14 protein-coding genes are annotated in these 17,498 nt (G+C 54.6%); 4 read left to right on the forward strand and 10 right to left on the reverse strand.

Translation table 11 applies throughout. The features are described from left to right. Positions 1-77: 77 nt before the first annotated feature. From VFE46_04870 to VFE46_04900, 7 genes are all read right to left on the reverse strand, one after another. A complete protein-coding gene (locus VFE46_04870; protein HZZ27320.1) occupies positions 78-884 on the reverse strand; it encodes an FAD-dependent oxidoreductase in 807 nt (268 codons plus the stop codon). 3 nt (positions 885-887) lie between these two features. Continuing rightward, a complete protein-coding gene (locus VFE46_04875; protein HZZ27321.1) occupies positions 888-1,034 on the reverse strand; it encodes a hypothetical protein in 147 nt (48 codons plus the stop codon). 177 nt (positions 1,035-1,211) lie between these two features. Beyond that, the gene (locus tag VFE46_04880; protein ID HZZ27322.1) at positions 1,212-1,370 is read right to left on the reverse strand and encodes a hypothetical protein; all 159 of its coding nucleotides are present in this window, start codon (positions 1,368-1,370) and stop codon (positions 1,212-1,214) included. After that, positions 1,348-1,878 (reverse strand): DoxX family protein, encoded by a 531-nt coding sequence (locus tag VFE46_04885; protein ID HZZ27323.1) that lies wholly within the window; start codon positions 1,876-1,878, stop codon positions 1,348-1,350. Before VFE46_04885 ends, VFE46_04880 begins: the two co-directional genes overlap by 23 nt. Positions 1,879-2,033: 155 nt before the next feature. Then, entirely contained in the window at positions 2,034-2,825 is a 792-nt protein-coding gene (locus VFE46_04890; GenBank protein HZZ27324.1) for an alpha/beta fold hydrolase, read from the reverse strand. A gap of 374 nt (positions 2,826-3,199) precedes the next feature. After that, complete coding sequence (locus VFE46_04895) at positions 3,200-4,069, reverse strand: dockerin type I domain-containing protein (GenBank protein ID HZZ27325.1); 870 nt, start codon at positions 4,067-4,069, stop codon at positions 3,200-3,202. Between the two features lie 63 nt (positions 4,070-4,132). Further along, positions 4,133-10,333, reverse strand: coding sequence for a CotH kinase family protein (locus VFE46_04900; protein HZZ27326.1), 6,201 nt, complete (start codon positions 10,331-10,333; stop codon positions 4,133-4,135). Between the two features lie 725 nt (positions 10,334-11,058). On the opposite strand from VFE46_04900, the gene VFE46_04905 reads away from it, so the two are divergent. Together VFE46_04905 and VFE46_04910 are read left to right on the forward strand one after the other, a co-directional pair. Next, entirely contained in the window at positions 11,059-11,238 is a 180-nt protein-coding gene (locus tag VFE46_04905; GenBank protein HZZ27327.1) for a Flp family type IVb pilin, read from the forward strand. A gap of 436 nt (positions 11,239-11,674) precedes the next feature. Next, on the forward strand, positions 11,675-12,358 hold the full coding sequence (locus VFE46_04910) for a peptidylprolyl isomerase (GenBank protein ID HZZ27328.1): 684 nt from the start codon (positions 11,675-11,677) through the stop codon (positions 12,356-12,358). 44 nt (positions 12,359-12,402) lie between these two features. Here VFE46_04910 and VFE46_04915 read toward each other — a convergent pair whose 3' ends face one another. Then, positions 12,403-12,957 carry a hypothetical protein gene (locus VFE46_04915; GenBank protein HZZ27329.1) on the reverse strand — a complete coding sequence of 185 codons (555 nt, stop codon included), beginning with the start codon at positions 12,955-12,957 and terminating at the stop codon, positions 12,403-12,405. Between the two features lie 420 nt (positions 12,958-13,377). Here VFE46_04915 and VFE46_04920 point away from each other — a divergent pair, with 420 nt between their 5' ends. Further along, on the forward strand, positions 13,378-13,620 hold the full coding sequence (locus tag VFE46_04920; GenBank protein ID HZZ27330.1) for a response regulator: 243 nt from the start codon (positions 13,378-13,380) through the stop codon (positions 13,618-13,620). 56 nt (positions 13,621-13,676) lie between these two features. Here the strand turns inward: VFE46_04920 and VFE46_04925 are convergent, their stop codons facing one another. Next, on the reverse strand, positions 13,677-14,927 hold the full coding sequence (locus tag VFE46_04925) for an iron-containing alcohol dehydrogenase (protein HZZ27331.1): 1,251 nt from the start codon (positions 14,925-14,927) through the stop codon (positions 13,677-13,679). Here VFE46_04925 and aroA point away from each other — a divergent pair. Further along, the gene (gene aroA / locus VFE46_04930; protein ID HZZ27332.1) at positions 14,910-16,292 is read left to right on the forward strand and encodes a 3-phosphoshikimate 1-carboxyvinyltransferase; all 1,383 of its coding nucleotides are present in this window, start codon (positions 14,910-14,912) and stop codon (positions 16,290-16,292) included. The two genes, VFE46_04925 and aroA, sit on opposite strands and share 18 nt — an antisense overlap. Positions 16,293-17,059: 767 nt before the next feature. Here aroA and VFE46_04935 read toward each other — a convergent pair. Further along, on the reverse strand, positions 17,060-17,392 hold the full coding sequence (locus tag VFE46_04935) for a hypothetical protein (GenBank protein ID HZZ27333.1): 333 nt from the start codon (positions 17,390-17,392) through the stop codon (positions 17,060-17,062). Positions 17,393-17,498: the final 106 nt, after the last annotated feature.

The following is a 17,498-nucleotide window of genomic DNA, read 5'->3' on the forward strand; positions in this document are numbered from 1 at the left end:
AACCGCCGTTTGATTTTGGGGCTAGGCCCATGCCAATTCTCTTGGACAACCAAATCCCAGCGGGCGATGTTGCACCCTCAGTCAGCGCGATGGGAGTCAACCACCGTCTGCTGTTGAGCATGGTCGACGAAGTCTTTTCTAAATCTGATGACCCAGCAAATATGTCCTCCTGGGAGCAGTTCGACAATCTTGGCGATCATCAAACCGATGCGCATTTCTGCGAAATTGAGGCGCTCGTCTCCAGCAATGCCTAGGCGATATCGAATGCCATGCTCCGCAGCCTCTTGTTCGTTTAGCCCAATGCGCGCCAACTCCGGATCGGTGAACAGACAAAACGGCACTTGCCGGCCGGTCGTCGTGCGATTGCCGCCGAAAAGGTTCGCTAGCACAATGCGAAAATCATCCTCACCGATATGCGTGAAGTACGGACTGCCCGCGCAGTCTCCCGCGGCCCAAATTCCTATTGCCGTGGTTTCCAATCGCTCATTGACTTTGACATGTCCACGTGCGTCGACCTCCACGCCAGTCTTTTCCAGCCCAATGGCATCGGTGTTCGGCGTTCGACCGCCAGCAACCAAGACATGCGTACCTTCAATATTTCCACGAGTTGTGCGCATCCGAACGGATGTTCCGGATTGACCGTCCACCTGCTCGACCGTCATGCCAGTCAACACTTCAATGCCTTCGTCGCGAAATAGCTGCTGCATCGCCTTGGAGACGTCCGAATCCTCACGATGAATGAGAGCAATGTTTCGCTCGATGACTGTCACGCGACTGCCAAAGCACCGAAATGCCTGCGCAATTTCCAGGCCGACGTAGCCGCCACCTAACACAATCAAGTGTTCTGGCAATTCACCTAGTTCAAGCGCTTCGATATGAGTCATGGGTCAGACATCTGAAAGCCCCGGCGTGTTGTCGATTCGAGCCCGCGATCCGGTGTTGATAACGACAATATTGCCTTGGAGTGTGCGCGTGCCACCGTCATTCAATGTCACGTCAATGGTCTTGGCCGTCACAAACTTTCCGCTGCCCATGATCTACTCGGTGTCAGATTCTTTATATTTCTGCTGGTGTACTGCGATCAGGCCGTCAACCATCTTCCGTTTACGATCGCGGACCCCGGCCATATTGATTTTGCAATTCTCTGCGATGATGCCGAACGCGTCCCGGCGAGACAATAGTTGGCGACTTTCGCGCTGTGAATGATGTTCTTACTCGGCAAGCAGGGCGATATTCGGGCAAGACCCGCCAACATACCGCCGCTCGATAACCGCTGTCTTTTTGCCCCGAGAGGCCAGCGACCAGGAAAGGAGCTTGCTCGGTGCACCACTTCCCAGAATGACGACATCATATTGCTCTGGCTGGTTCATCTGATCCTCCTTGGAATTGGTTTTCAGTGGCACAAAGGTTGGATTTCTCGCGGAACAGAATTCGGTCGACCGATGCCGCTGTCGGGCTCGACAATGCCAGCGCAATCAACCCCGCAATGTAGAGCAGGTTGATCTCGTATCCAGGCGGTCCAAACACGGGCCCCGAGGGGGTCAACCCAATCGTGTTTACCGAACTGAATCCGTAATGGATGTGAACTGTAAACAGGGCAACCAGCATCGAGATAATCAGCGGAATGCTCGCAAGCCTCACCATGAGTCCGATGATCAGGAGCATGCCACCAAGAACTTCAATGCACGCCACCAGCCACGCCGTGGGAAGTGGATATGGCGCGCCGATTTGCTCAAGGATTGCAGCAAACTTCGCCGGACCGCGATTTAGTTTTTCCAAACCGTGCAGCAGAAATCCGACGCCAACAATGAGCCGAAGCGGGAGAAGCGTCCAAGAATTAGGGATGTTCAATTTCCCGAGTGATCTCCAACGAATCATTTCGACATCTCCTTACAAAATGCCTCGTCAGGCTATTGCGATACCAACAATCCTCCACTGCGGCCGCCGATGGCCTATTCGGAATAATTACTCATGCGAAATATGCTTAGCGAGAAATTCGCGCATTAATTTTGCGATTTCGTTCGCATTGGTTTCTAACGCGAAATGCCGGTATCGAGAAAATGCACGACAGCGTCCGGGATGTCGCGTTTGAACGCCTCGGCCCCTGGTGGCAGAAAAAATGGATCGTTTTTTCTCCACACCGCCAGCAGCGGCGGCTTATGGGTACGAAAATACTTTTGGAAGGTCGGGTATAGCGCGACGTTGCTCTTGTAATCGCCGAACAAGTCGAGCTGTACTTCAGCCGCGCCCGGCCGGGCCAGGTAGAAGTTATCGAGTGTGTATCCGTCTGGCGAGACCGCAGTAGGGTCGGTAACTCCATGCGTGTATTGCCAAACGGTTGACTCGGGCGTCAGAAAGGCGCGAAGGGCCTCGCGGTTTGCGGGTGATGCGTCTTGCCAATAAGCCCGGATCGGATTCCAGCCGTCGCTGAGTCCTTCCTCGTACGCGTTGCCATTCTGGCTGATGATCGCCGTGATCCGGTCCGGGTGCTTTACCGCGAGTCGGAATCCGGTCGGCGCGCCGTAATCGAAAACATAGACGGCGTAGCGATCAAAGCCGACCACCTCAGTGAAACGATCGATCGTCTCGGCGATCCTGTCGAAGGTATGGCCCCGGCCCGGCATGTCGGACCTTCCGAAGCCTGGCAAATCGGGAGCCATAATATGAAATCGGTCGGCCAGCATCGGGATCAGATCCCGGAACATATGGCTGGCGCTCGGGAAACCATGAAGCAACAGTAAGTTTGGGGCGCCGGCCGGGCCGGCCTCGCGATAGAAGACGTTGACGCCGCCCACGTCCGCTGTTCGATACTTGATGGCAGTCATGACGCCTCCTTTGAGTTACGAGCCTAAGCAATTCGGATTGATCGATGTTGTTATGCGATTGAAATCGTAATGTCTCAACGTCGGTTAATGCAGTGCCGCGGAATTTAGTTCCTGGACTTCATTCGCCGACATTTGCCTGTGCGAATTGACCATGCTCAGACCAACCGTAAGTTCTTTAATTGCCTCGCGGATGATCTCGACGACGACGGATGGCGCGGACACGATTGGCGCGTGGTCGACTGTCACTACTTGTTGTAAATCAGGCAGAAATCAAGCGTTTTGTTGATTACCTGCCGATGTTCGGCAGTGCAGCCAGTTCCTAGCCCGCCCAACGTTCCAAAATTTGCTCGCTCGCGGTGAGGCCGTGGTGAGAATTATGAATTTAGGGACGCACCGCTTCGCGCTTTGGGCTTCCGATAATAATTTCCTTGCCTACCCACAGCCAATGTGGTTAGCGCTAAGAGAAGAAAAGACGCCGGCTCGGGCACGGAAGAAATTGAACCGCTGCCGTTTGTCAGGTAGTTCAGTAGCGCTTGCAGATCGGTATTGGTAAATTTGCCATTGCCGTCAAGGTCGCCGAGAAGCGTTACTTGCGAATCGGTCAATCCCCCGTGAGTTTGTTCGTAGCTAGACAAATTGGTGAGAGCTTGCATCATCGGTATAATGTCCGAGGCATCGACATGACCATCGCGATTTAAATCGCCGGGCGCCACGACCGTGAGGATGCCGTTGCCAAAGACAGCGGGAACAATATCTCCATCTACGTCTCCATCGTTAAATTTGCTGTCGCTACTGCTGTTCTTCGTGCCGACAAGTTTTAAATCGTAATCGCCCAGGGGTGCGCCGGCGGCACTAAAGCTAACTGTGGCAAGTGTGCCACTGGGATTGACGAATTCCCCTTGATTGTCGGTTACGACAACATACGACTGAAATTGCGGAAGATTTCCGCCGCTAGCCGGAAGAACATCGTCGGGCGCAACCTGGCCAGACCAAATCGTATTGCTCAAAAAATTAACGCTGTTGATCGCTGGCAAACTTTCTGTGCCGTCGGCAATTTGCAGCGTGAATAGCATGCCTTCAATGTCTTCCGCTGCAGGGTTTGCGGTATCGGACACAGCCAAGCTGATCGAAGCCGACGAATTCTTAGCCACGTAGTAATGTCCCAAATTGACAATTGGATTGGCATGTGCCGCCAGAACGGTCGCCAGCCAACTGACGCAAATAATGAATCCAATCGTTCGCATGGAATTACCTGGCAAGCCGTTTTTTGGCCATACAATGGACCGCCATTTATGGTCTGAAAGACATTATAGTTTCAGCAGTTGTTGCCATCGCGGCGCAACATCGGCCGCCAAATTTTCGCAATAAGCATCGATGGTGACCGAGTCGGTATCAAAACTGTGTGATTTCTCGCGCTTTGTGGGAAGGAACATCAAATCCACGAATAGATCTTGCCCAGGCAAATGGTGGTTAACCATCGGCGGTGGCGTGGATGCAACATCTTCATATATGGTGGAAAGGTTGTTACGCAATCCAGTATTTACAACCGCCACGGTACTGCTTAAGGGAATTAGCGGCGGCAAAGTGTTTTCCACTGCCACAATCGGCGGGCTGGGCCGAGAGCTGGAATCAACAGACGTAGAATTACCATCCGTCGAAGTCACCGACGAAAAATTAACGGTTATCGGGGTAGATAAAATCGTCGGAAGCAATGGGGGGCTAATCGGCATAGCTGTTGGAATTGAGGCCGGGGCATCCTCGGCAAGCGGAGGCGAATCGGCATCAGCAGTCAGCGAACCGCCGCCAGTTGGCGCGGTAATCAATTGGAGCGCCGCATCCGCCACGCGGACATTTTGCTTGGCGACCGTCACATCCTGGTTGTCGACAATGCCATCGCGGTTGAAATCAAACGGATTGATGATCGATACCGGCCCCGCATCGTGATGACCGCGAGCTGCCAAAATATCGCTCGAATCGATATTGGCATCGGTCGCGGAATTTCCGACTTCACCCATGGCGTTGCCGACATAAAACACGTCGGGCGTTGCCAGTTGCGTAACGCCATCGGCATTCAACGTGACCTGTAGCCACTCGTTCTGAATAGCATTGTCTGCCCAAATCAGTTCGATCCGGGTGGAACCGTTGATGCCCCCGCCGGAAAACTCCGAAATAATTTGTGGAGCCGGAGCTGTTTGCCAACTGGCCACGTCGTTGGTATTGCCTACTAGGAACGTAAAATCCCCGGCAGTGACGGCGCCATCGAGATTGTTCACGTCAATCATGAGGCCATTGAGGCCTTTAGAGTAACTCGTGTAATTTTGGAAGCTGGCGGTTTGGCCCGGCAACAGCACTTGTTTATCGGTGGCAATCGCGTTGGAATCGATCTCGTCGTCAAACAGACTGTCGTTATAGAAAATGAAGTTGTCGGCGATCGTCGGCACGGTGGGTATGACACTCACAGCTGAAGTAAACGCGGAGTTGCCGGCTCCGTCCGTGGCGCGAATTTGATAAAAGTATTGCGTGCCGGCCGTGAGATTGGTGTCGGTAAATGTGGTCGCGCTACCTTGTAGCAAAGTCACTTGCGCGAACGTGCCGCCCACGCCGGTTTTACGATCAACCTCGATATTTTGCGCGAAACTGGAGGCATTGGTCCAATTCAACTGCGCCTGCGACGCGGATAACGCGATCGCGGTAAAATTGGCGGGAGCGGCCGGTATTTCTCCCAAACCAGCAATTTCCGAAGCGCTCAGCACGCGGCTGTAAATGCGAACATCGTCCAAACTGCCGTTGAAATAATTCGCGCCAGTGATCGTCGTGCCGTTTACGTCGGTTAATGCGCCAAGCAGGGAGAACGGACTGGTTTTGCTTCCCGTATCAAAAGTTCCGCTGCCGTTGAGCACTCCATCGACGTACAATTGCACAATGCCCGTCGCGGCGTCGCGGGTCATGGCGATATTGTGCCACTGGCCATTGTTGATGGGGCTGGTGCTGTAGACGCCACCGGCATCGCCCACATAAATTCCGATGTCGCCGGCGGTATTGAGAGTCCCCCAATTAATATCGTTGTTGCTACCGCTTTGCTCCACACCAGTAATCGCCGGCGACATATAGTGGAGGCTGCTAGTGGATGTTTGCGTCGTCCGGACCCACACGTCCAGAGTGCTGGTCGTGCCCAAAATCGGCGCCAGATTACTGGCTAGTTGTACCGCCGATTGTCCGCTGCTGCTGAAGGACAGCGCGCTTGTGCCAATGCGCCCGGGGGTAATAAAAGTAGTTGCGCCGACGAGCGTGCCTGTGTTCGTGCCGGCGGAATCAGCAGCAGTACTGCCCGAGCCGGCATCGAATCGATACCAATCGACTGGCCCCAGCAATTCGCTAATTTCCGCTGAGCGAGCGCTTTCTAGCCCCGCGGAGTTCACGGCAGTGACTTCGTAGTAAAAATTAGAGCCCGAAGTAGCGTCGATGTAGATGGGCTGCGCCACGTTGACTGCGATGGGCGTTGGGGCTTCGCCGCCGCTGGTGCTGCCACGATAGAGGTTATACGTGTCCGCACCAACCGGCACACTCCAGGTAAGCGTGATGGAGCCACTGGCGGTTGCCCCAACCAAATTGGTTGGCGCCACGGGAAAAAGGGTAACGAGCACATCGCCGGGATTGCTGAAGCCCGAAGCATTGAAGGCTTGAATCAAGTATTCGTACTGGGTTCCAGGGATCAGACCAAGGCCGTTATTATTGTCCGTGAATGTTGTCGTGTTAGCGGCCAGGCTGGCAATTTGCGTGAAAGGACCGCCAGAAGTGCTGCGGAAAACGGTGTAGCCCTGCTCGGTGGTGGCGTTATCGATCCATTGCAGCGCAACCTGGGTGGTTGAAATATTCGAGGCCACAGCACTTGTGGGTCCCGGCAACGACGCCGTGCTGCCCACGCCCGGAGTGCCATTGGTGGTTGTGCTGGCTCGCCAATTGGCAGAGTTGTTCAAGTCTGGATCGACCGCTGGGTTAATCACTTCCAATGTGGCGCCCGACCCATGCGTCGTCGGGTACCAGTCGGGACTATACGTGAAATCGGCCAATACTTGTCCGAATGCGTCATCCAGTTCTACCTCTTCGCCGCTATTGCTGAAACTTTGGCCGGTCGAAAGGTAATCGCCCAAAATCAACGGCCCGGCGCCATACAGCGATTGAAACGCTGCCGTGTTGTGCACCAAAACGCCCACTTGTCCCGGTGTAAGCGTGACGTTGCCGAAGGTGAAATCGATCCCGTTTGTGAAACTAACGCCCGCCAAATTCAGCGTTTGACTGCCGAAGTTTTCCAGCTCGACGAATTCAAAATCGTCGTTGTTGAACGAACTGCCGCTGGGCTTTTTCGGATCGTAATTCAACTCCGTGATTCGCAGCGAGTTTTTCACCGCATTATTCGGAGCAGTAACCACAAATTGTGTGGAATCGGCGCTGACACTTGACCAATGGCTCCAGCGCCCGTTGGAATCTAGCATTCGCACTCGCAACCGGTACGTGTGGCCAGGAATCAATCCGATATTCGAGGGAATGGTCACGGTCGGACTATAAGGGGTGATTACGCCGCTATCCCAGACGGCATTGACCTCCAAATTTGGATTGAGGCCCGGCACATTCGTAACGTCGGCAATGCGCCACTCCACGCCGGCAAAACTGCCCCCCAAGTTGCCGGCGGAAAACAAGCCGGTGGAGAAGGTCAAATCGTTTAAGGGGAAGTCGGAATCGCCGGTGTAAGAAACGCTGGGAGTCAATGGCGCAGCGGAAGCATCGGCGGTGGTGATGACGGTCGTGTCTAAATACGAAATCCGGCTTTGCGCAAACGACTTGAGCCGCGCCACCATGCCGGCAAAATCTTGCGTGGGCGAGCCGTTGGCGTAAAATCGCCCCACGCTTGCTTTGGAGGAGTTCACGTCGCTGGAGGTTTCAATCGGATTGTAATCCCACATCGCCGCATCTGCTTGAACCAACGTGGGACCAGTGCTCTGGGGGTTAACTTCGTTGGCATAAGCGTCGGCCAGCTTGCTGATGTTTTCCGGCGTGAACAGCAAATCTTCCAGGCTGCGAACCGTATCGCGATACTGAATTTGCAGATCAGCATAAGCCAAAATCGCGGAGGTAAACGGCGTGATGTCGCCGTTGGTGGGCTGGTAATTGACATACCACGTCAAATCGGTATCCCAGGGAATGATTTCCCAGAGTCCTGTGTCGGGATTGTGGTAATACAAATAGTTTTTTCCGAAGCCGATGTCCCAGTTATGGATCATCTCGGTGACAGCCTGATAGGCGTAGAACTCGGGCAAGTCGATGTTGGCTTCGATCCACGCTTCGCTGGGGTGATTATTCAGCGCGGCGATGAAAGCGGTTAAGTCTGAGCCGTCGCTGGGTTCGGTGGACCCCTGATTTTTTGAGGTGCCCGCGCCGTTTTCGATTTTGTAAAGATTACCGTCGGGCAAATCATGCGCATCAAGAAAGCGCCCGTCCGGCTCCTCGATCATCAAATACAAACCCTGAAAATCGGTCGTGTATTGGCTGGTTCCGGTCGCGGAGGCGCTTTCGACAATTCGCAGCTCGGTGGGAATGGTGGCCGGCGCTGGCACTCCGGCTTCGTCGAATAGCGCGAACGACATGGTTTCGAACAGGCCCTGTTCGCCGCGATCACCAATGTCGCCTTGCTGGATGTCGGCGCCTAAGTCAAGCTTTTTCCACAGCGTGGGATAAGGCGTGCCATCGGCATAGTAGGCTTGGAAATCGTGTCCGTTTTGGAAGTCGATTTTCCACATATTTTTGCCCATGGCGTACCGCCACGTACCGCCACGGGCTCGGTAGTGAATGCCATCGTAGACCACGCCGTTGTAAACCAATGTGCCGGAAAAGGTATATTCGTTGCCGGTCGAAGCCGGACTATTGGAACCGGGAATGTGCTGCGAGTTGTCGTGGTCTTGCTGTTTTGTCAGAAGTTGCAGTACGGGCACAGAACTCATAGTTGCCGAACTGAACATCTGAGTTTGCCCGGCCGAGCCACTGCCGCCGGGTTGTAGCGCAGCAGTGTACGATGGCACGCCTGAATAAACGTAATAGGCGAAATTGGGCACCGGGTCATCGTCGTAGGGGCCGGTGATGGAAAGGCCGTCACTACCGGTGGCCGTAATGCGGTATCGCACCAAGCGCCGATCCATCTGCACCGAGGCCGGCAGCACGGCGGTGTAAATTCCGTCGCCGGCGGCGGCATCGCCATTGGTGCCGTTGTCGAACATGGTGACGGTGGTCCAATTCGCTGGATTGCTGTAGGCGGCGTCTTGCAAGGAAATGTAATTGCCGGCGTCGACCGTTTGATACGCCAGTGTCACGGAAGCCACACCGGCAGGATCGGTCACTTTAACGGTGATGCTTTGCGTGGTGCCGGGCGTTGGCATTTGCTGACTTTGCGTCACCTGCCGCATGTCCGGCGCAGCGGCGGCCGCAAAATCGGAGTTTTGCCGGCCAGGCGTGGGACCGCCGGTGCCCGTGGTTTCGATCAGTGCGGCGTCGAAGTAAGCATCGCTATCGGTCTTGGCGGCGTTGAAAAATTGGATGGCAATTTCGTTATCGCCAGCCTGGAGAAATGTGGGGTTGATCGTGAAGTTGAAATAAGTGGCGTCCGAGCCAGCGCGCGCGCTGCTGGCCAACCCGTTGAATGCCGTGTTCTCGCCCGGTGTATTTACGGTTTGCGCCAGGTGGCCGTTGATCCAGACGTTGAAGCCGTCATCGTACATCGCCTGCAGCGTCAACCCCAGCGCCTCAGCCGGATCAGGAATGTTAAACGTCTTGCGCATGAACACTGAGGTGTAGCTGCTGCTCATGTCAGACAGCTTGGTGCCCATCACCGGTCCGCCGGTTTGGTCGTAGCCGATGGGTCCGGCGCCAGTTTTCCAATTGCTGTCCTCGACATAATCGAGCCCACGCCACGCACCGATTGCAAATGGCGCCGGGGTTGCTTCCGCCGTTCCTTTGCGATAATCCCACGTGGAATCTTTGGCGATGAGCGTTACTTGCGTCGGCACGGCGGGATTATACGATCGCCAATTGCCGCCCAAACTGTTGTCTAAATTCGGGTTGATAAGTTCGATGCTGTACCCAGGTCCGGGCGAGTCGCCCTCCAGCGGCCAGGGAAAACCCGCTCCATAATTCACATCGTCCAGCATATTGCCAGCGGCATCTTGAATCGTTACATCTTCGCCGCTGTTGCTCAGACTGCCGGACCACGGTCCAAACGAACTGACGCCATACATTTGTTGCAGTGCCGTCGGGCTTTCCGACACAACGATGAAGCCACCGGTTGCCAGCGTGGTGCCCGAGGGGAACGTGTAGTGCACGCCGTTCACGAACGAAGCCCCGCTCAAATCGACGGACGTGGTTCCGGGATTGGTCAGCTCGATGAATTCCGTCGGCTTGGTTTTGTCCGGCGGATTGTAGTTAATTTCGTTGATGACCACGCTCCCGGCGGCAAGCTGCAATCGGACTTCCAGCCGCTCGAAATAGCGTCTGGAAAACAGCCGGTGTCGACGGACGTGCCTGCGTTGCGCATTCCCATCCCTGCATCGCTTGGTCATGCATTGCTCCTGATCCCAATCATTCCCCTAACCATTAGCGAATATCAATATATTTGCAATCGCTCACCGCTGCAATAAAAAGATCTTTTATTGTGATCGCTACGAATTAGAAAGCGCCTGTTCGTTTCTGCTTAGACACCCATGTTGGAATTTCGCGAACATTCTTGCATGCAGTTCGGTCGTATCCGCATTCGAAGTGATTTTGAGAATGGAGATTAAATCATTTCGCGTTGACTTCCAATGATTCCGCGTCTGCCACTAGCGTGTTCAAGTTCGTGGCCGTTCCCGAACCAGCCTCGATCACGTTGGGAACTACTTGCATTCATCGGTTGCGTGGTGCTTTCAGTGCGACGTCGAAAAGCAGGCTGACTTGGTCGAGGGGCAGCGTCGTACGGAACCGCCCGGTCGATTTGTGTGTAAATAACTGACACTACCACTGACGATCATGGGACAAATTCAATTCCACATGCGGAATGGGCCAATTGACCCAGTCGGGTAATGTGCAAAGTACCCAATACTCTTCAGCCTGTTGATTTGCATTTGTTTCTTGGCAAGCTAACCTTAAGTGGTAGTCTAGTCATTTGTGGTGTTGTCTTTTCTTTGGCTGAGATTCGATCGGGAGTTAGAGGATGATTTTATCAATCAAACGGTTTATGCGGTCCGATCGTGCCGCAACCGCCGTGGAATATGCAGTGATGTTGGCGTTAATTCTGTTGGTATGCTTCGGAGCGATCGTGCTGGTGGGGCAGGCCACTTCCACAAGCTATACGTCGTCTGCAAATTCATTGAGCGCAGCCTTCGGAAGTTAGGCAATTAGCGCAAGTAACTAGCCTGCGGCATTAGATTACGCGGACGCGCTGAAAATTCGCGAGGTTGATCGCGGGCGAGCCCCGTGTCTGGTAGACAAGCACGGGGAATAAGCTAACCTTTGCGGGTTGCCGCATCCGATGAACATGCGGTATGGCAAGTTGCGGAAGGTGCTAGCACAGCCTCAGCTTGCTCAACCTCAATAATAGCGGCTCTCCTTCGCGCCAAGGGATTACCTGCCCCAGTCCCTGCGAGGAGAGCCGTTTTTTTGATGGCCGCTTTGATTTTATGGAAAATCGGCATTGCCAGAATTGCACCAAGCGCGGATGATGCCATCCCCGCATTCCGGCTTACCGGAATATCATTCGGCGCGGTCTTTAGATTTGGCCCCGTCGATTGCCTTCGATTACCAACCAAGCAAGGAGGTTTGTGTTGGCCATGCAATGCATCGACCTAGCTGTGCGTAAATTTTTGTGCGGACTGGCGATTGCTGTTCTACCAATCACCGCCGGATGTTGGTCTAGCGACACCGCCCCTCCTACCGCCAGCATCAACACGTCGAATTATGGTGGAGTAACACCGTCGAAAAGTGTGCCAGAGCGACGGCTACTGAATTTGCACCCGATGGTATTGATGCGGACCTCCGCCGGCGAATTCACAGTCGAGCTCGATGCTGAACATGCACCGCTTACGGTTGATAACTTTTTAAGCTACGTGCAAACGGGCCAGTACGACGGCACTATTTTCCATCAGGTCTATGACAATTTCATTGTGCTTGGCGGCGGATACGATCCCAACTTCACGCAGCGTCCCACCCAACCGCCGCTGAGGAATGAAGCCCATAACGGATTGAAGAATCGCCGAGGAACCATCGCCATGGCGCGCCAATTGGACAGCATCGATAGCGCAACGTGTCAATTTTTCATCAACTTGGGCAACAATACGACGCTCGATTTTTCCGGCTCCGAGCCCGAACAATACGGATACTGCGTATTTGGCAAGGTCATAAAAGGGATGGAAGTAATCGATCAAATTGCCAACAGTAAAGTCCATAGCACGCCTCAATTTGAAAACGTGCCAGAACGGCCTGTGGTGATCGAATCAATTCGCTGTGTGCCATAGAGCGTGCGTAAAAATTATCATTCTACGGGGATGGATATTCTCTTTCACTTTCCCGCCTGAGCCATTTCGTACGATTTCTTCAATCGCGATAGAAGTTCTTCGGCCGTGTAGATGCGCCCTGTCGAAGCGTTGAAATTGGTCCCACGCAAACTGGGAGCTATCATCCACGATTGGTTCTGACGTGGCGTGCTGGTTCCCAGGTTCAATATCTTTTTGTACCCATCATTGCTCGTGATGAGTGCATCGACGGTTTCCGGCCCCAGCGTGACATGATCGAGCTGATCGACACGGCTGTAACCCATCGGGTCTCTATTAATTTGCCGCATGAACTTCTTTCCGGCGGCCGAGCGGAACTGACGAACGATGGCTTCGCTATCGCCGGGCACCAAACTTACGATTTCTAGCCGATCGTTTACGGTCCAACCCAATCGCGTAAAACGATCGAACATGGGGTCTACTTCATTTCGGGAGAGGACGTCGCCTGGCTGATAATCCGCCAAACTGTTCAATTGTTGAGCGACAACTTTCTCCACTTGGTCCCAGGAGGGAAGCCTTGGAACGGACGCATAAGCTAATAAATCTGTCAAAGCGGCGGTCATTACGGTTCCTAAAAATGCAATCCTCAGGTTTAGAAGTTTCGTCATTTTTGCCATGATTCGGTTGAATTTGGGTGTTTTGAAGAGACAGCGGATACATAAAGCCGTTGAAAAACCGCAGTTGTCTTACGCCTTTTTACATGCTCATGAAAGCCTAGCATGTATGTCATCGGCTGAATGCTGGCTTTGGGCACGGTATATGCATGGAAAGCAAACCTCCTGTGAACCTGAAAAACCCGTTTGCTGTCTGGCAATTCTGTTCACTGCTTTCATGCAGCGCGGCAAGGGATAGCGTGGTTTGCCACATTTAACAGTTTTACACATTTGTAAATTTTGCGTGATCTATTTGCTTCGGGCCAGGAAGGGTCGTACAATATGCGACATCAATGGCGATCGGGCAATTCGGTAGTAGGAGATACCGTCATGTCGAAGCCCGTGTATTATGTTCAGGAATGCCCCACCTGCGGTCGGAGTCTGGAAATTCGGGTGGCACATTTAGGCAAACAAGTGGTTTGCCAACATTGCTTGGCCGAATTTGAAGCACGCGATCCGGCGAACAAGCAGCTTTCAGCTTCAGATTCGAGTCAAAATTTGCTCGCTCTGGCCGATGAGTTGCTGGCGACGGTTGACCGACAGCACGAAGCCAAAGCCGAGTGGGCGTCTTGAACATCGTTGTGCGCAGCCTGACGAAGTCGCAAGTGCATCGTTTTAACGGTGTGCGTTTACCACATCGTCTCCAAAATCAAGGTTAATTCATCATCGGAAATCTCGCGCGGATTTCCCGCAAGGCTGTTACCGTGCGAGCCAGCTACCAAGGCGGGAATTTGCTCGCGGCGTACTTGCAAGTCTCGCAGGCGTGTGGGAATTCCTAATTCGGTAACCAGCGATTCCATGTGCTGAACGAACGCATAGACGGCAGCACTTTGATTTCCGAACGAACTTTCCTTCGTTGCATAAAGCCCAGCAGCTCGCGCCAGCGCGGCCAGTTCTTTCTCGGCCACGTCACGATTCGCCTTTAGTGCCACCGGCAGCATCACCGCACAAGCCAGGCCGTGCGATACATGGCACTCCGCGCCGAGTGCAGCCGCCAAGCCATGAGCCAAGCCCAGCCCGGAATTTGCCAACGCCATTCCGGAAAGTAGCGCCGCCTGCGACATCGCTTCGCGCGCCCAGCGGCAACTACCATTTCGTACGGCTTCTGGCAGGGCCGGCAGCGCCAGTTGAATGCCTTGCACGCACAAAGCGCGCGGCAACGGTTTGGCCCGCCGCGATATGTAACTTTCGATCAACTGCGTAATGGCGTCCATGCCGGTGTGCGCGGTGACTGTGGCCGGAGCGCTTGTAGTCAGCTCGGGGTCGATCAGCACAATCCTCGGCAGCATCAGGTCTGATCGCAGGCTCTTTTTGAACGGCGGGTTGTAGCTGCTGATGACGGCGTTCTTCGTCGCCTCGCTGCCTGTGCCCGCGGTGGTGGGCACGGCCAGCAAGGGCAGGGGCGGTTGAACAATTTTCAAACCGCGGCCAACGCCTTCCAAATAATCAGTAACCGTCGTGCTGTCTCGATTGGTGGCTATGGCGGCGGCGGCTTTGGCTAAATCGATCGCCGAGCCGCCCCCCAGGCCAATCACAAAATCGCCCGCACTGGCATGTTGTTCCACCAGTGCCGCGGTCAGCCGATCGACATCACCCACCTCCGGCTCGTGCGAAATCGAAGCCACGTGCAGCGGCTCCACGCCGGCGGCTTCTAGCAGCCGAAGCAGCTCGTCGAGCGTGCCGTTTTTCTCCAGCGTGCGGGAACCAGTCACCACAAACGCGCGGCGGCCCAAGCTAGCGGCCAGCGTTCCAATTTCCCGCCGTCGCCCCCAGCCGAATACAATTCGCGGCGGTGCGAGAAAATCGTATTCCAGCGGCGGCAGCGGAAAGCCAATCGCCGGGCTTAAAGTCGGAGGAGTCGAATGATCGGCTGGGGGCATGCCGCCATTCTCGGTTCGTCCAGTGCAATCTACAATACGGCCATGGTCGAGTCGCTGGAAATCACGCCCGCCGCAGGCCCCGTTCGGGGAAGCATTCGCCCGCCGGGCTCGAAAAGCATTACCAATCGGGCGCTCATCTGCGCCGCGCTGGCCGAAGGGGAATCGATACTTGCCGGCGCTCTGCCCAGTGAAGATACGCAAGTGATGATCGAATCGCTCCGCCGCCTTGGCATTGCCGTGAACGCCACCGACGGCGGCCAAACACCGCACCTGACTGGCTGTGGCGGAAAAATTCCCGCGGCCGGGGCAGATTTGTACATCGCCAACAGCGGCACCAGCGTGCGATTTCTCACGGCGCTGTCGTCGCTGGGGCAGGGGCGTTTCCGGTTGGATGGAACCGCCCGCATGCGCGAGCGCCCCATTGCGGATTTGCTGGAAGGCTTGGCGCAACTGGGCGTGAATTTGAATAGCGAACTGGGCAACGGCTGTCCGCCGGTCGTGGTGCACGCTGCAAGCTTGGCCGGCGGCCGAGCAAAAATTCGGGGCGATATTTCCAGCCAATTTCTCAGCGGCTTGCTGTTGGTCGCCCCGTATGCGCAACACGGGGTCGAGTTGAGCATCGAAGGGGAGCTGGTTTCGCAACCATACATACGGCTCACCTTGGCAGTGATGCGCTCCTTCGGCGTGGACGTACCCGGGGAAAATTTGCGGCAGTTCCACATCGTGCCGGGCAAATATCGCGGGCAGAATTATGCGATCGAGCCCGACGCCAGCGCGGCGAGTTATTTTTTTGCTGCCGCAGCCATCACCGGCGGCGAAGCAATCGTGCAGGGATTGTCGCAGCAAAGCTTGCAAGGGGACGTGGCTTTTGTGGAATGCTTGGAAAGGATGGGATGCAGCGTAAGGGAGCAGGAAGTAGGAAGTAGGGAACAGGGAGCAGGAGGAATCGTGATGACTGGGCCGGGGAAGGGAAAAAAACTGCACGGCATCAGCGTGAACATGAACGCCATTAGCGATACCGTGCAAACGCTGGCCGCGGTCGCGCTGTTTGCCGACGGGCCAACCACCATCACCGGCGTGGCCCACATCCGGCATAAGGAAACCGATCGCATTGGAAATCTGGCCCTCGAGCTGCGCAAGTTCGGCGCCACCGTCGACGAATTGCCGGACGGGTTGCGGATTGCGCCGCCTGCTAAGCCGCAAGCGGCGCGCATCGCCACCTACAACGATCACCGCATGGCGATGAGCCTGGCCTTGGTCGGCCTGAAAGTTCCCGGCGTGGTGATTGAGAATCCTGGTTGCACGGGCAAAACTTACCCCGGGTTTTTTGATGACCTTGCGAAATTGGTGACAGGACGCGGCTAGGGAAGAAATGTGGAATGGGGAGTGCGAATGAAATGTGGAATGGGGATTGGGGAATTGATAAAAAATGTGGAATGGGGATTGGGGAATGGAGAATGCGGAAACGTGAAGTTTTTTCGGGACGCGATATTTTTTCAGTGAATTCGTTTTTGTCCTGGATTTTTTATTTGCGGACAGAATGCGGACGTTTTGTCGCCATCGCAGCCTGGGCGAGGCAGGTTTTTCCCGTGCAAACTGAAATTGCCCACGACAAAAGTCGCGGAGTTTAAGTCCGGCTATGAGAGTTTTCGGCAATTTGTTCAGCGCGATTGACATGGCGGACCTAGTAGCAGGCGGCAGGCGGCGGGCAGTAGGCGGCGGGTAGCGGGCGGCATGCAGTAGGCGGTTGGCTGCCGGTTGCAGACCGCCTGCTGCCAGCGTCTAGTCTCTTGTTGGGAACCAGCAGGCTGTTTACCGCCTACTGCTAGTACGATACATGCGTACACTATAACGAATTCCACGAGAGATTCAACCGAGTTTTTGTGCCACGCGTTGGCTTGGCATAGCAAGCGCAAACATCCTTAATCGCTCCCTGATTTCGCGTCACTCTTATATCGTTCCCAAAATTCGGCAGCACGCGTTAAAGGGATTCGTTTTGCGGTAGTGTCCTAACAGTGTGGTGCTGAATTTAGAACCGTCTGTCAGGCACGGACTCCGCAGCATCGCGTGGTGTTCTGATTGGTCTGAATCCGTCTGGGTAAACAAGTTGCCGCTCAAAAACGAATCGAATCTTATAGACCGTTAGCACGCTTGAATTGCTCAAGCGTAAGGAATCGGGTTGACCGGCCTGATTCTTCGTATGGGTCAATTGCGACATATCTAAACCCTCCGTTCCGCATTGATTGGATATGAAAATCGACATTGGACTTTGCCGGAATTGGCCATATCTGTGCGAGCGGGGATTGCGAATCACGAGCACGCTCAGCTAGCAGTTCTTCGGTAAAAATAGCGATGCCGCGTATATTCTCGTCTTCTTCGGAGACACACTTTAGCGGAGATATTCCTTTCGATTCATCTACGACCATGAACAATGGCAACGTGACGACAAAGTCTTCGTCTTCCATGATGGCATGCCCTTTGGTTGACGCTGAGAGCCCAATGGCATACCATGCAAGTGACGAGTCGCATGGGCCTTTTGGCTCATAATGAAAGCCGTCCGCAGCAACGGAC

The sequence above is a fragment of the Pirellulales bacterium genome (genome assembly GCA_035656635.1).
Classification (GTDB): Bacteria; Planctomycetota; Planctomycetia; order Pirellulales; family JADZDJ01; genus DATJYL01.

What these genes read in the sequence shown, in the direction of transcription:
- VFE46_04870 (HZZ27320.1), bottom strand. Translation starts at nt 884, where the DNA reads ATGACTCATATCGAAGCGCTTGAACTAGGTGAATTGCCAGAACACTTG.
- VFE46_04875 (HZZ27321.1), bottom strand. Translation starts at nt 1,034, where the DNA reads ATGGGCAGCGGAAAGTTTGTGACGGCCAAGACCATTGACGTGACATTG.
- VFE46_04880 (HZZ27322.1), bottom strand. Translation starts at nt 1,370, where the DNA reads ATGAACCAGCCAGAGCAATATGATGTCGTCATTCTGGGAAGTGGTGCA.
- VFE46_04885 (HZZ27323.1), bottom strand. Translation starts at nt 1,878, where the DNA reads ATGATTCGTTGGAGATCACTCGGGAAATTGAACATCCCTAATTCTTGG.
- VFE46_04890 (HZZ27324.1), bottom strand. Translation starts at nt 2,825, where the DNA reads ATGACTGCCATCAAGTATCGAACAGCGGACGTGGGCGGCGTCAACGTC.
- VFE46_04895 (HZZ27325.1), bottom strand. Translation starts at nt 4,069, where the DNA reads ATGCGAACGATTGGATTCATTATTTGCGTCAGTTGGCTGGCGACCGTT.
- VFE46_04905 (HZZ27327.1), top strand. Translation starts at nt 11,059, where the DNA reads ATGATTTTATCAATCAAACGGTTTATGCGGTCCGATCGTGCCGCAACC.
- VFE46_04910 (HZZ27328.1), top strand. Translation starts at nt 11,675, where the DNA reads ATGCAATGCATCGACCTAGCTGTGCGTAAATTTTTGTGCGGACTGGCG.
- VFE46_04915 (HZZ27329.1), bottom strand. Translation starts at nt 12,957, where the DNA reads ATGACCGCCGCTTTGACAGATTTATTAGCTTATGCGTCCGTTCCAAGG.
- VFE46_04920 (HZZ27330.1), top strand. Translation starts at nt 13,378, where the DNA reads ATGTCGAAGCCCGTGTATTATGTTCAGGAATGCCCCACCTGCGGTCGG.
- aroA (HZZ27332.1), top strand. Translation starts at nt 14,910, where the DNA reads ATGATCGGCTGGGGGCATGCCGCCATTCTCGGTTCGTCCAGTGCAATC.
- VFE46_04925 (HZZ27331.1), bottom strand. Translation starts at nt 14,927, where the DNA reads ATGCCCCCAGCCGATCATTCGACTCCTCCGACTTTAAGCCCGGCGATT.
- VFE46_04935 (HZZ27333.1), bottom strand. Translation starts at nt 17,392, where the DNA reads ATGGAAGACGAAGACTTTGTCGTCACGTTGCCATTGTTCATGGTCGTA.